Annotated in this window: 15 protein-coding genes; 9 read left to right on the top strand and 6 right to left on the bottom strand. The window is 60.6% G+C overall.

The window, feature by feature from the left end; all coding sequences use genetic code 11:
• Positions 1 to 755, bottom strand: a 755-nt coding sequence (locus AHIS1636_RS19890) for a hypothetical protein (RefSeq protein ID WP_264797605.1), incomplete at its 3' end; no start/stop codon positions are given.
• 105 nt (positions 756 to 860) lie between these two features.
• Between AHIS1636_RS19890 and AHIS1636_RS19885 the strand changes: the two genes are divergently transcribed.
• Positions 861 to 1214 carry a hypothetical protein gene (locus AHIS1636_RS19885; protein ID WP_264797604.1) on the top strand — a complete coding sequence of 118 codons (354 nt, stop codon included), beginning with the start codon at positions 861 to 863 and terminating at the stop codon, positions 1212 to 1214.
• A 30-nt stretch (positions 1215 to 1244) separates the two neighbouring features.
• Positions 1245 to 1937, top strand: a complete 693-nt coding sequence (locus AHIS1636_RS19880) for a hypothetical protein (RefSeq protein ID WP_264797603.1) — start codon at positions 1245 to 1247, stop codon at positions 1935 to 1937.
• An 84-nt stretch (positions 1938 to 2021) separates the two neighbouring features.
• Here the strand turns inward: AHIS1636_RS19880 and AHIS1636_RS19875 are convergent, their stop codons facing one another.
• The 3 genes from AHIS1636_RS19875 to AHIS1636_RS19865 form a co-directional block, all read right to left on the bottom strand.
• Complete coding sequence (locus AHIS1636_RS19875; protein ID WP_264797602.1) at positions 2022 to 2726, bottom strand: GIY-YIG nuclease family protein; 705 nt, start codon at positions 2724 to 2726, stop codon at positions 2022 to 2024.
• A gap of 214 nt (positions 2727 to 2940) precedes the next feature.
• A complete protein-coding gene (locus AHIS1636_RS19870) occupies positions 2941 to 4020 on the bottom strand; it encodes a HigA family addiction module antitoxin (RefSeq protein WP_264797601.1) in 1080 nt (359 codons plus the stop codon).
• 13 nt (positions 4021 to 4033) lie between these two features.
• Positions 4034 to 4333 (bottom strand): type II toxin-antitoxin system RelE/ParE family toxin, encoded by a 300-nt coding sequence (locus AHIS1636_RS19865; RefSeq protein ID WP_264797600.1) that lies wholly within the window; start codon positions 4331 to 4333, stop codon positions 4034 to 4036.
• Positions 4334 to 4974: 641 nt separating this feature from the next.
• Here AHIS1636_RS19865 and AHIS1636_RS19860 point away from each other — a divergent pair.
• Both AHIS1636_RS19860 and AHIS1636_RS19855 read left to right on the top strand, forming a co-directional pair.
• Entirely contained in the window at positions 4975 to 5256 is a 282-nt protein-coding gene (locus AHIS1636_RS19860) for a DUF3892 domain-containing protein (protein WP_264797599.1), read from the top strand.
• A 148-nt stretch (positions 5257 to 5404) separates the two neighbouring features.
• Positions 5405 to 6037: a hypothetical protein gene (locus tag AHIS1636_RS19855; protein WP_264797598.1), complete on the top strand. Its 633-nt coding sequence runs from the start codon at positions 5405 to 5407 to the stop codon at positions 6035 to 6037.
• Positions 6038 to 6691: 654 nt separating this feature from the next.
• Here the strand turns inward: AHIS1636_RS19855 and AHIS1636_RS19850 are convergent.
• Positions 6692 to 6991: a hypothetical protein gene (locus AHIS1636_RS19850; RefSeq protein ID WP_264797597.1), complete on the bottom strand. Its 300-nt coding sequence runs from the start codon at positions 6989 to 6991 to the stop codon at positions 6692 to 6694.
• A 241-nt stretch (positions 6992 to 7232) separates the two neighbouring features.
• The gene (locus tag AHIS1636_RS19845; protein WP_264797596.1) at positions 7233 to 8678 is read right to left on the bottom strand and encodes a sulfatase-like hydrolase/transferase; all 1446 of its coding nucleotides are present in this window, start codon (positions 8676 to 8678) and stop codon (positions 7233 to 7235) included.
• A gap of 101 nt (positions 8679 to 8779) precedes the next feature.
• Here AHIS1636_RS19845 and AHIS1636_RS19840 point away from each other — a divergent pair, with 101 nt between their 5' ends.
• From AHIS1636_RS19840 to AHIS1636_RS19820, 5 genes are all read left to right on the top strand, one after another.
• Positions 8780 to 9670: a LysR family transcriptional regulator gene (locus tag AHIS1636_RS19840; RefSeq protein ID WP_264797595.1), complete on the top strand. Its 891-nt coding sequence runs from the start codon at positions 8780 to 8782 to the stop codon at positions 9668 to 9670.
• A gap of 100 nt (positions 9671 to 9770) precedes the next feature.
• On the top strand, positions 9771 to 10736 hold the full coding sequence (locus tag AHIS1636_RS19835) for an ABC transporter substrate-binding protein (RefSeq protein ID WP_264797594.1): 966 nt from the start codon (positions 9771 to 9773) through the stop codon (positions 10734 to 10736).
• A complete protein-coding gene (locus tag AHIS1636_RS19830; RefSeq protein WP_264797593.1) occupies positions 10733 to 11566 on the top strand; it encodes an ABC transporter permease in 834 nt (277 codons plus the stop codon). Before AHIS1636_RS19835 ends, AHIS1636_RS19830 begins: the two co-directional genes overlap by 4 nt.
• Positions 11566 to 12339, top strand: a complete 774-nt coding sequence (locus AHIS1636_RS19825) for an ABC transporter permease (RefSeq protein WP_264797592.1) — start codon at positions 11566 to 11568, stop codon at positions 12337 to 12339. Before AHIS1636_RS19830 ends, AHIS1636_RS19825 begins: the two co-directional genes overlap by 1 nt.
• A gap of 30 nt (positions 12340 to 12369) precedes the next feature.
• A complete protein-coding gene (locus AHIS1636_RS19820) occupies positions 12370 to 13146 on the top strand; it encodes an ABC transporter ATP-binding protein (RefSeq protein ID WP_264797591.1) in 777 nt (258 codons plus the stop codon).
• Positions 13147 to 13457 lie beyond the last annotated feature (311 nt).

Below are 13457 nucleotides of genomic sequence, written 5' to 3'. Positions count from 1 at the left end.
TTCAAATGGCCGTTGACAGATGCGGAAATGGGCTCCGAACAAGCAGGAAGGCCCTCATAGAATTCCACTCGCTGATCCCACGTTGCCGAAACGAAGTCGTCCCAGTTCTGACGCGCATATAGTGGGAGCGCCTCCACTGCGAACCTGCTCGCTGGGCTATTCAGTGAACCAATGGTGTACGCCAAGGTTGTGACCAGGATGTCAGCAGCACCATTAACCTGGGCGAAAAGGGAATCCACGGACTGTTCCGTCAGTACCGACTCCACCAAGGCGACATTGGTATCAAAAAGCACGATATCCCAGTAACCGAGGGCGGTAGGAGAAGCTGGGTCAAATCCTAGGTCGGCCAACCTCCGCTCGATGCGGTATTCCTCCATTCCCTTCACTGCGAGGCTTATGACGTTCCACTGCCACTGCGTGGTCGCGAGTCGGTGATACTTCCTGCCGTCCTCTTCCCGAAGTTCCATCAGGACGTGTCCGGCTTCATGTGCAACCAGACGCTTCAGCCCACCATGAGCAGGCTCATTCAGCACCGACGCGTTGATGAGCACATGATCTTCTATTGTTTTTGCTGCGACGCCCCCGCTGCCTCGATCAGCTGAGTAGTGCTCAAACCCTGTGAGTTTGCGGATAGATTGTTCAAATTCACTCGTGACCAAAATTGTGCCTTCGGGGTTATCCATGGCGAGAAGTCCCGACTCGATATCCTCCCGCTGTTCGCTGGTCAGTGTGATTCCTTCAGTCTTGATGATCATCACCCAACTGTATTGCGCATTAAGGGGGCCCGACACACACAGCACAGGGCTAACAAAAGGGCAGAGGATGAGAAAGTAACCGAGCAATTCCGCTGGACTCGCGATATGCGCAAGGAGAGCTACCTTGCTCTCAGCACTGAATGCCGCCATCTTAGCCGCTGGGTGGCAATGCGTGGCCGAGTTGGCTATCTGGGCAAGGACAACGAATACGGTGAGCCCCCACCGGACTGGACGAAGGGCGCTCTCGGACATCTAGCTGAGGTAGAGATGTTCGCGAGTGAGCCGGCCGCCCTTGCCGCCCGCCGCCTCACTAAGCGCATTTTAGCGGAACTTCCCGGCGCGGCCGTAGGACACATGATGCAGTCGGATAGTGATCTCGAAGCCTTCAGACGCGCAGCTCAGCGCGATCTGGGGTTACAGGAGACGGCATTCAAGGATCGTGGGTTACGGCAGAGATGAGAGAGGAATCGACGAGCTAGATTTATTGTCATGACAGAACTGATCAGTGCACTAGCGTTATTGGTGGCAGTTACAGCCCTCTGGCGGACAATATCACTAGATAAAATAAAGCACGCCAAAAGCGTGTCCATTTTCTATTCGGCCGCAGAGGGCGAGATCACCCATGCTAATTGTGACGAGATAATTCTTCGGAATGATGGTGAAAATTCAATAGTTATTGAACTCGCAGGAATGGCCTACGGAGATACATGGGTCAACGACCGACGAAAGCCGGAGGCTTGGACAGTGGATTATCTGCCGCTAACTCGGGCAGAAGCCTTGCTGAGTCCGGGAGAGCAGTTGGTACTCAAGGCACCAGAAGCTCGCGTTAGCCTTCCTATAGTCGGTCCAGTTATTCATTTCCGTGACTCAGATGGCAGGAAATGGCAGAAGACACTACACAAAACAACCCATTTGCGGGATCGCCGAGGGTTGCCAAGTCGACGGAGAATGTGGTTCGACAGCCATGGTTGGGGAAGAAAGCTCAAGAACAACCTCACGAAGGTAGCGATAAAGCAACAGGAGAGGAATCCAGCCGCATGGCCAGCTATCGGAATACTCGTGGAGTTCCTATGGGGTTGGCCAATCGGGATCGTACGGAGAGAATTGCAACCGTACAACGCTCCACAAGGCTGGAAGTTCGCAATGCATTGGGGTCCAGCGCATCGAAAAAAGGAATCTTAGTGCTTATCACTGAACGGTGCCCAACCTTCGCATGGGGAGCGAGACGGCCCAGCGAACTCCTCGACTCACAGCTACCTCAGAGGGCTACTGCCATTCTCGAGCGAACACCCAATCAACAATCGACTTGATCTCTTCTGGGTTGGACCAAAACCATTCTGACCCAGGTGCATCTTCGAGCTGCTGTCCCCTGAAAAAAAGAACCGAGTGAAGCGCCTGCTCGAGCTTCCTAGGTGTGTCGGTGCGGCGGATATAGGCGACGACTGGCGCCTCGGGCAGAGCCGTACCTTGCTGATCTGTGATGCGAATGTGTGCATCGCTCAGCGACGTCATGCCTACCTTCAGAGGCCAGCGATCTTCATTCTTCAAGCACGCAAGTTCTTTGTAACTCGGAAAGTAGTAGGCGTAGACAGACCCCTGTCCAATTCCATCTACGACGGCGTCGGAAGCAAAGTCAATCTCGTCATCCTCACGGCCTTCTCCACTGAACTCGTCCAGTCCCAGTTCAACGGGTGCGATTGTGCGGTCCTGGAGCCAGCGCCATCTGCCGTAGGTTCCGGCCGGCTCGAGCGCCCCAGTCCGAGTAAGGGTTTGCAAGGCCTTCTTGGTCATCGAGGTGACGTCTGAGGTTGTCAGGGCACCTCCGCGCGCCGTATGGTACTCCTGCACCCGCTCAATGAGATCCGAGCGCCGGAAAATGCTCTCTGCCATAAGCTCCTGGGCGAGCTCGGCGATCACATTTGGCGTCAACGGAATGCCCTCGAACCTGTACGTATCCGGCCCCTCACCCAAAACCGTCTCCTCTCCACGGGCTATACCAGTCCGCTGTTACACCGCCGGGATGGCCGACCCCAAGCATAGTCAGTTCAGCCACCTGTTCAGAGACAAACCTCGAAATCATGCACTGGCATTGGTACAGACACATTGAAAGGCGTCGCAGTCGGACGGCTGAAGCCGATAACGGCGCATATGCCGACATCGGGCCACTCGAGGATGGCCTCGGAATCTAACCCCAGCGTTCTAGTTGCGCCGTAACCGTCGGCGCCCCCTTCGCCAATGCTGTTCTGTAATCTATTGCTTTGTCTCGCTGGAGCCGGCCCAACACAACAACTGGATGAACCCCAACTCGCTCTGCCTGGGTTTGAATCCACCCTCTGCGTACGGCCGATGGGGCGGTCGGCAGTCCGCCGGGAATCTGCCACTGGCCGGCCTGTTGGTCGGCTTCCTTCTCAGCCGGCTCTTCAGAAGAGTCTTCATCGATCACAAGCCGCTCGGGAGAGACGTGGCCCAGCACGATATGAGCTACTTCGTGCAGGAGTGTGAAGAGGACGACGTCAAGGCGTTTGCCTCGTCCGGATAGCGCGATTACTGGCTGCTTAGGATCATCGTCCAACAGAAAAGAGGCACCGTTGAGCTTACTTCCAGGGAAAGCCGCTACGTAGACGAGGCGCACTCCCACCGCCGCGAACTTACCGGGAAGAGTCGCAAAATTTTCGTGATCGGCAACGAAGCCGGACAGCCTTTCCGCTAGTTCCGTCAGACCCTGAGGATCGTATTCATCGACTTGGAGTTTTTGTGCCTGTCTATGAGCGCACGCGAGCCACGCCTTTTGCGCCGGCGTGGGCTCTTCTTCACGATTGGAGCGGCGTGCGGCGGCCAGGAAACCGGGAGTGTCCTCGATGTGATCTATTTGGAACAGATTAACTAGCTCGCTGGCCTGCTCGGCTATGGATTCGCCGGTGAGTATGCCGCGCTTTCGCAGCAAAGCTACCGGCGCCAGCTCGTTCATCCGAGCCCGAAGGCGGACGTCGTCCAGTTCCTGGCGAGTGTCGTCATCCTGCGCCTGGTTCCAGAGCAGATACGAGTTCTGAAGGTTCAGCCAGTATTCGGGGGTCGTGTCGAGGGCAGCAGCAATCTGGGCTGCGGACTCCCTGGTGATTTCCTTTTTCCCCGCGATTATCTCCGAGACAAACTGAGCGGGGCGTCCGAGAATCTGCGCAAAGTCACTCTGCGACCAATGGCGTGCTTCGAGCTCCTCGGCAAGGAATTCTCCGGGAGGGAATGCTTCAACGAGCTCGGGGGCCACGAGTATCACTCCTTCAGTGGTAGTCAACGGCTTCAATCACGATGGCCATTCGCCCGCCATCGTTGGTTTCAAACCGCAGAATAAGTCTGTATTTTTTATCAATTCGGATAGACCATGTTCCGTCACGGTCGCCCTTCAGCTTCTCAAGGTGAAGGGATTTAAGGGCTCTCAGATCTTGGTCGCTAGCCGCTGCGTGCAGCTGTTGAATTCGTCGCCGATAAGCCTTCGTCACATTGGGAGCCCAACGGGAGGTCCGGTAGTTGGCGACATAAGCGAGACTCCTCAGATCCTCATCCTCGTAGTCCACCTGCATGCTGTATGCCGTCCTTCACCCCTCGCGTGAATTACAGGCTACAGGAGAAGCGAACTACCTCATGTCATGCGACTATCATACCCACAATCTCGCTATCTGTCTTCAGACTTGCCCTGAAGATATGATGCGAGTAAGTTAAACGTGTCAGTAGTCCTGACATGCGAAAGGCGGGCCCGTTGCACCGGACCCGCCCAGCAACTCGAGGTAAGAACCGCAAGTTCCATGGTTAGTGGTACTAGCGATTCTAACGGAGTCACAGGCGGCCAAGATGGCTTCCCTCCCCTCGGCTGAGTGTTCTGAGGAGGACACCATGGCAAGATCCGTTAGCCGCAGCGCGCGCACTGGCCGCTTTGTCAGCAAGGCCACCGCAGCCAGGTCTCCACGAACGACAACGACTGAGCGGGTCGGCTCCGGCACGACGAATAGCCGAAGCGTGCAGCGTTCGGCCTCCACCGGCCGCTTCGTTACGCAGGCAACGGCACGACGTAACCCAGGCGGGACTATCACTCAGAAGGTCTGAAGGACCGGGCGGGGGCGGGAAGAAAGCCCGTCCCCGTTACCTGCAATCACCGAGGGATCGTTGAACTGCAGCGCAATCACCCGATGGCCTCCATCGAACAGTCAAAGCTCAGGAGCAGATCATGGCAGTTGAAATCACACACGTCCACGTTGAAGGAACAACGGAAGATCACCGGCACATCACCAAGTACAGGTGGGTTAACAGCTCGGACGGGAAAACCGGGACCAGTGACAAGCCCACCATGGTCCATTGGATTGATGTGAAAAAGGGCCGGGCGTACGTGGGAGCAGGCGCTTCAACAGTGCCGGTCGGAGTTATCAAGCCGGATAATGCCGCGCCCTATCTACGGACCTATGCAGATGGACGATGGAATAACAACCTGTTGTCGCTGCCGCGATTCTAGATGTTCTCGGGACTTCCACCAGTCCTGGGACTCAAAGAGGCACGGTGTCGTACGATGCCGTGCCTCACCATCATCGATGCCCCCACAAGATCCGGCCCCTGGCGGGCGGTGCGTTACAGGGACGCGAAGTATTGCTTGAAAGGAAAGCATGAACTGGGAATTGTTCACGAACCTTGTGGGACTGGGGTCTCTCGTCGTCGGAGTGGTCACTGCTGTTCATATGATCAGGAGCAGCCAAGGCAAAAGATATCTCGAGAACATGCAGGGCCTCGCCAAAACCTCTGAGCTCCTTCGAGAGTGGGGACCGCTTACAGGTCAGGATGCCTCAGAATCAGCAGGAAGAACTCACCGGCAGATGCTAGACACTTTGGATAAGGAAAAGCGTCTCAACGCTGTTCTGTATCTGGAGTCGGTGAGCCGGCTATCCCGCCCAGGTTCCCTAACGGGAGTGCTTCTTATCGCGTACGCCTGCATGATGTTCGTTCCCCTCCTCAACAATGCCTACTTGCAGCAAGCTCTATCCGACGATCACAGTCCCATGACCGTCGTTGTCTTCGGCATCTGGGTAGCCGCGGCGCTAGGACTAGGCACCATCGGTCTCCTGCAAACATGGCGTCGACTAAGGACCAGGAAAATCCTGAAAAGCATGGGGTCGGTGGATGCTCTGAGCTACGAGGGAGCCAAACGGTTCATCGGTGAAGCTAAGAGGATCATCGATAGAAAGCGCACTTCCAATGACGACGTCAGGCCCTCCTCGCCCACAGTAGAGTTCATCGAGTGAACTCACGCCGATAACGGCGCATATGACAGTCGAGTCCGGCGAATCGCCTTCAGCGCGAATTCGACGGATTGAGAGACGGTTCCCTGTGCGGCTCGGTTCCGACTTCGCTGGCTTGCCTTGGAGTAGCGCAGTTTTTGCCGGGCGGCTTCAGCGCGTATAAGGCATGGCACGTTTACAGTTTGTGTCTGTCCGGACAGTGCGGGAGCCAGGAATGTGGCCTGCTTGTTCAGCTCTGACTAGGGCTATCCGTATAAAGCGAAAGTCTTGCACCTTACGCGAATGGAGGGATGTCGCGGGCCCGGTCGAGATGGAAGCGCCGCAACTGGCTGATTCAGAGGCAGCCGAGCTGTGCAACGGCCTACATGCGGCGGATGGTATGCGACCGCATACGCCACTAGCTCGCCCATTCGTCGGTCTTCAAGACGCCGGGTCACCAGTAGGGTCCTGTTCGGCATAAGCTCCGAGGAAGACGGGTCAGTCTGCCTCGAAGCAACATGACCCTTCGTCAAGGCATGGGCCCTGCCACTTCATGGGAGTTCGACGGAGCAGGTCGCTTAGACAGCAGTCTGCTGAGGGTGGTTAGGGTTCTGGGTGGGAACCTGTGGTCCGCGATCAGGGGATGCTTCCTGCGTCGTGCGGGTTCCGATGCCGGAGCTAGTAAGCGGGCTGGATGAAGGAGATCTGGACGGCAGTCACCCAGCCGGGGATGTTGGCAAATACTGCTGTCCGGGTCGGGGAGGCGTTGTAGGTCGCTTCAAGCTTCTGGAAGGCCTTCTTGTCGCCTGGGGCGCTCACAGCCCAGATAAACTCGGAGGCCTGCTCGTCCATGACCGCGAATTCAATCGTGAATCCGGCATCGCGGCGCAGCGTCGTGACGTTTTGACGCCAGAAGTTCACGAAGTCCTGGTGGGCGTCTGGCCGGATGGTGTATCTGCGAAGTTGTGTGGTCTGCATCGGGTCTCCTCGGGTTATTTGTGTTTTTCGCTGAAGCGAAACGCCATCGCCGCGGGCACGCTTGAAGCAGGCGCGTCCGGGCAATAGGACGTCCGACCGCCGCTCGCGCCCCGGAGCGGGGGCCAAGTTCCACCGCTAGGTTCCGGGGAGGATGTACCAAGACAGTAGGCGGTGCAGCAGTGGCAGGCTTGGGTTGTTCCTTTCTGCGTTCAACTCTGCCCTGCCGGGCCGGCTTCCGGGTTCAGGCGCGGGCGGCAGGTACGGGCGTATAGGGCGCGGCGAACTGCGTGGCCAGGACGGCCTCGCGGCCACCGGCGCGCTCCATCCGCTCGGCTTGGTCCTTCTTTACCGTGACATCCAGCTCGTGTGGCGGCACAATGCCGGAGAGGTCTTCCTCCAGCTGAGCGAGCACGGGCGCGAACTCGGGCTTGCCGGCGAGGTCGTGCAGTTCGTCCGGGTCTGTGACTAGGTTGAAGAGCCGGGATGGGTGGCCCACGTGGTGGTGCAGCTTCCAGCGTCCGCGCCGCAGGGCGAATGATGCCGAGCTGGAATGCACCGCATGGTATTCGGCGAAGACCTGGCGTTCGGGATCCTCCGGTTCCCGGGCCAGCCGCCGCAGCGACGTGCCCCTGATGCCTTTGTCCTCCGGCGACAGCGGCACCCCGAACTGCTCCAGCATCGTAGGGAACACATCGACTAGGCTGGCCGGAGTTGTGCAGCGCCGGCGGCCTTTCACAGCGGCGTCCGCGATGATCATGGGCACCCTGACGGCGGTCTCATGCAGGGTGCTTTTGAACCAGAAGCCATGGGAGCCGAGCGATTCACCGTGATCCGATAGATAGATCACGGTCGTGTTCTCCGTCTGCCCGGAGTCTTTCAAGGCTTTCAGGACCCGCCCCATTTGCGCATCCATAAAGGCGACCAACGCGTAGTATGCGGCGGTGGCCCGGCGGACCGTTTCCGGATCGAGGGGTTCGTCGAGGCAGCTCTTGCTCCGGTATTCCGAAGGCGCCGGATGGTGGTCCCACTGCCGCGGATCAGAGCCTGGGCGCGGGGGAAGGTCCTCCTTGATGAACCGCTCGTAGTACTCCACCGGCGCGATGAGCGGGTAGTGAGGGGAGACCAGCGAGACGACAGCGCACCAGGGCTGCCCGCTCGATGGCTGCTGCACGATCCATTCTGCGGCAGCTACGGCCACGTCGCGGTCGTAGCGCGTGTAGTCGCTCTCCCCTGGTCCGGCCTGTTCGACCATGGCACGAAGTCCCGGAGTGGGCGGCTGCTCTCCGCGCAGGAGCTGGGTAAGGTCACCCACCCCGTTCTTCACATGGAGGGGCAGGACCTGGTTTTTGAACCCTGTCGGATCCTCCGGTGCCCGGTAATGCAGCTTGCCGAAGGTGGTGACCGGAATCCCGTTTTCCCCCAGCCGCGTCGCCCAGCTGGCGGCCTCGGTGCCCGTGAAAGGGGCCGCGTTGTCCCAGTTTCCGGTGTCATGAGCGAAACGTCCGGTGGCCAGCGAGGCCCGGGCGGGCACGCAAATGGGGGAGGGAGTATAGGCGGCGTCGAACACTGTGCCTCGTGCCGCCAATGCATCCAGGTTCGGGGTACTGGCATGGTCGTTTCCGTAGCATCCCATGATGTATGGGGAATGCTGATCGCTCATTAAGAGCAAGACGTTGTGCGTGCTCATGTCCCTGCCTTTTTAGGTGTCGTCGCTGCTGTCGACTATCGCAACACATGCCTCCCATAGTGTCGAAGACAAGGACCTGATAGCAGACATAGAATCCATCTATGGATCGCCGTCAATTGGAGATATTCCTGTCCGTTGTGGAGAACGAGAGCATTTCCCGTGCCGCGGAGGCACTGCACCTGGCCCAGCCATCCGTGTCCCAAGCCATCAAGCAGCTGGAGCGGGAAGTGAGGGGCGAACTGTTCCTCCGCTCCACTAGGGGGGTCCGCCCGACCGCTGCTGGGGAGGCACTGATCGAACCGGCACGGCAGGTGCTGCGGGACCTTTCCGTGGCCCTGGAGTCCGTCGGCCACGTGCTGGGCCTGCGCGGCGGCACCCTGGACATCGTCTCCGTACCGGCCCTGGCCATTGACCCCCTGGCTTCGTTTGTGGGCTCCTACCGCAGGTCCTTTCCAGATGTGCAGGTCCGGGTAATCGACCCCCCGGATGTTTCCGACGCTCCGGCCTACGTGCGCAGCGGCCGCTGCGAGATCGGGCTTGTGGAGGACATGACGCCAGAACCCGAACTCTGCATCCATGAGCTCGCCGGACAGGAGATTGTCCTCGTTTTGCCACCAGGCGCAGCGGTGGGGTCGGGCCCGGTCTCCTGGGAAGACCTCTCGCTCTTCGAATTCGTCACCAGCCCGCCCGGGAGGTCGGTTTCACGGTCAAAGCTGGAGCAGATCTTTTCCCGCACCGGGAAACAGCTGCGCGTGTGCGTCGAATCGGACCACCGGACGGCCATCGCGGACTTCGTCATGGCAGGCGCCGGCGCTGCCTTGCTGCGCCGCCCCATCTCCGAGCCGCTGGCCGCCCAGGGCGCGAGGGTCCGCCCCTTGAACCCTCCCCTGCTGCACCAGGTCACACTGGTCCACCGTCGCCGGTCCCTCAGTCCTGCCGCCCGGGCATTCGTCGGATTGGCAACCAAAGGCACGGGAACCTGCACGGCATAGGAAGAATCTATGGCCGTCGTAGGAAATCCCATTCTTCCGGCGGTGCCAGTGACATGGTGTGATGGAGGCCATATCCGGTCAACCATTTCCTAGGAGCATCATGCGCAAGCGCCACATCGGATTCGCCGCCATCGTATTGCCCGCCTCTCTGGCACTGTCCGCCTGCGGCGGATCGGGCGAAACGGCCAGTGGGGGCGTGGAAGCGATCACGGTGGCCACGGCGCCGGTCGCCGACTACGCGCCCCTGTATCTGGGAGTGGAAAAGGGCTTCTTCGAGGACCAGGGCCTGTCCGTCGAATTCGCCTCGGGGCGCGTCGGTACTGAAACCATCACCGCCGTCCTTTCCGGGTCCACGGATTTCGCCGGTGTTGCCGTGCCGCCCCTGCTCGTGGCCCAGGGCCAGAAGCTCGACGTGTCCGTGGTCTCGCCATCGTCCGTTGCCCCGGAAGCCTCACACGATTCCAGCGTTCAGCTCCTCGTCGATCCATCCAGCGGCATCTCCTCCGAGAAGGATCTGGAAGGCAAGACCGTTGCCGTCAACGCGCTCAAGGCCCAGCTGGAGCTGATGACACGCTGGCACCTTGAATCCGCCGGTATTGACGCGGAAAGCACCAAGTTCGTCGAGGTTCCCTTCGCCGAGATGCCCGCTGCGCTGGAACGCGGCGATGTCGACGCGATCGCCGCCGTCGAGCCCTTCCTCAGCACAGCCCTGGAGGAAGGCGCAACGAGCATCGCCGAGGTGGACCGCGCTCTGCCGCCGGGCGCACCGATCACCGCCTTCTTCACCAGCGACCGGATGGCCAAGTCCGATCCTGAGGTCGTGCAGAAATTCTCGGCCGCGATGACGCAAAGCCTCGAGTATGCCTCGCAAAACCCGGACGAGGTCCGGGACGTCATCTCCGAATATTCCGAAGTGCCGCCCGAGGTGAGCGCGAAGATGCTCCTTCCCGCCTACGGCTCGACGCTCCAGCGCGAGGGAATGGAGAGCACCCGGGACGCAATGAAGCGCTACGGGTTCCTGCAGAACGACTTCGACCTGAACGAGATCTTCTGGGAGCAGCAGTGACAACGACCACCCACCCTGCGCGGAACGGGCTCGGCCGTAGCGGGAATACCAAAGGCTCGCGCGGCACCCCGTCCTTCACCCGAGGCCTCATCGGCGTCGCGTGCAGCCTCATCGTCTGGGAGATCCTGGCCCGCTCCGGACTCTTCGACGCGGCAACCCTTCCCCCCGCCTCCGACGTCCTGATGGTCATGGGCCAGGAGGTGGCCACCGGCCGCATCCTCGAGCCCGTGCTCCTGACGCTCCAGGGCTGGATCCTGGGCATGCTTGTCGTGGCCGCCCTGGCCATCCCCGTCGGTGTCCTGATCGGACGGGCCGAGCCCGTGTACCGAGGGGTGCGTCCGGTCTTCGAGTTCCTCCGGCCCATTCCCGGAGTCACGTTCCTGCCGCTGCTGTTGCTCATGTTCGGTCCGACCATGCCCATGAAGGTCTGGATGATCACCTTGGCCGCCGTTTGGCCCCTGCTTTACCAGACCTACTATGGGGTTAAGGCGATAGAGCCGGTCACCGTTGACACCGCGCAGGTCTACCACCTGGGCCTCGCCGCCCGGGTGCGGAAAGTCTTCCTGCCGGCCACCATGCCCTTCATCGCCACGGGTTTCAGGATCTCGTCATCCATTGCCCTGATCGTGGCCGTCGTCGCGGAACTCGTCGGCGGCGCCCCTGGCATCGGCGAGCGGATCTACAACGCGCAAACTGCCGGCGTCTACGACGCCATGTATGCCTACATAGGCTTCGCCGGCATCCTGGGAGTGCTCATCAACATCGCCATTCGCCGCATCGAGAAGCGGCTGCTCGGCTGGCACGTCCTCCACCGCGAAGGAGCCATCTAATGCGCCAACGGTCATATCTCCTAATAGAGATCGCCGTCCCGGTCGCCCTCATCGCCGGCTGGTGGTTCGTCTCAGCCAACAGCGACCACCCCTTCTGGCCCCCGCTGGGCGATATGTGGGAAGCATTCCTGGAGAAGTGGACTCCCGAGGGAATCCGAGCCGACGTGCTGCCCAGCCTGCTGCGGATGGCCGGCGGGTTCCTCCTGGCGACCGCCCTAGGAATCGCGATTGGCACCGCGGTAGGCCTCTCAACACAACTGCGGCACTACCTGGACCCCGTCCTGCAGTTCCTCCGGGCCGTCCCGCCGCCGGCGCTGATCCCCGTCGCGCTCCTTCTCTTCGGCCTCGGGGACTCCGGCAAAATCTTCCTCATTGTCCTCGGAGCCGTCTGGCCCGTCGTACTCAGCACTGAGGACGGTGTCCGTTCGGTGGACTCAACGCTCAGGGACGCCGCCGTCGTCTACCGGCTCAGCCCCTGGAAAAGGCTCCGCACCGTCGTGCTGCCTTCGGCCTCCCCGCACATCTTCGCCGGGGTCCGCACCTGCCTGTCGATCTCCCTGCTGCTGATGGTCATCAGCGAGATGGTCGCCGCAACCAACGGCCTCGGCCACTACATCATCCAGTCCCAACGCACCCTCGACATCTCGTCCATGTGGTCCGGAATGTTCCTGCTCGGGATCCTGGGATACGCCCTCACAGCGCTCTTCCTCCTGGTTCAGCGCCGCATCCTGCGCTGGCATCCGGATTTCAGAAGCGGCGCCGGCCGGAACTAGCGACAAGCCGAACCCGAAAAGGAAACAGCCATGCTCAAGGTAACCAACATGACCAAGACCTACGGTCAGGGCAGCAAAGCGGTCCAAGCCATCGGCGGCCTCGACTTCGAAGTCGGCGAAGGGCGCTTCGTCAGCATCGTCGGTCCCTCCGGCGCCGGAAAAACCACGCTCCTCAAATGCCTGTGCGGCCTGCTGAAGCCCACCAGCGGCTCCGTAGCCGTGGACGGAGTCCCCGTGGACGGACCGCCCGAAAGCATGGCACTGGTTTTTCAGGACTACCGAGCCTCCCTTATGCCGTGGTTCACCATCGAACGGAACGTCGGGCTCCCCCTCGAGGGGCGCGTCCACTCCTCCGAGATCAGGAAGCGCGTAGATGAAGCGCTCGAAGCGGTCGGCCTCGGCCACTGTCACAAGCAATACCCTTGGCAGCTCTCCGGAGGCATGCAGCAGCGTGTAGCGATCGCCAGGGCGGTTGCCTACCGTCCCGCGATCCTCCTCATGGATGAGCCCTTCGCCTCCGTCGACGCACAGACCCGCGCGGACCTGGAGGACCTCACCCTCAGCATTCAGCGCAACAGCGGAGCCACCGTATTGTTCGTGACCCACGATGTCGACGAAGCCGTATATCTCAGCGACCAAGTCATCGTGATGTCCTCCGCCCCAAGCACCGTGCGCCAGATCGTCAACATCGACCTGCCCCGCGACCGGGACCAGGTGACCACCAAGAGCGAGCCGCAGTTTGCCGGGCATCGGCGCGACATCCTCACCATGATCCGGCGCCCCAGCCCCGTCCAGCCTCGGCAGTAACGTTTCCGCCGCACCGTGTGCGGCGGAAACCCGTGGCACGCCCCCGCGGCTGCGACAGTCGGGAGGGATCCTCTGCGGCCGGCGGGATTTCCCCTGTCATCCCAGAAATCCAACACGGAGGAGTCAAGCTCCGGCCGGAGGAAGGTTCATCCGGCCCGATCAGCACAGCCGTCGCTCCAGCTGGCCCGTGGGCACTGGTTCCGCCGCGGGCCGTGCGCCTTGGACCTCCCCTGACTCTGCAAGGAGTTTCATATGTCCCTTGGTTCCACTCCTACCCGCCGCACAAGATCTCGCCCGTTACATTTATTCAG

The organism is Arthrobacter mangrovi, assembly GCF_026011795.1.
GTDB lineage: Bacteria > Actinomycetota > Actinomycetes > Actinomycetales > Micrococcaceae > Crystallibacter > Crystallibacter mangrovi.
This window is presented reverse-complemented; position numbering and strand designations above follow the sequence as displayed.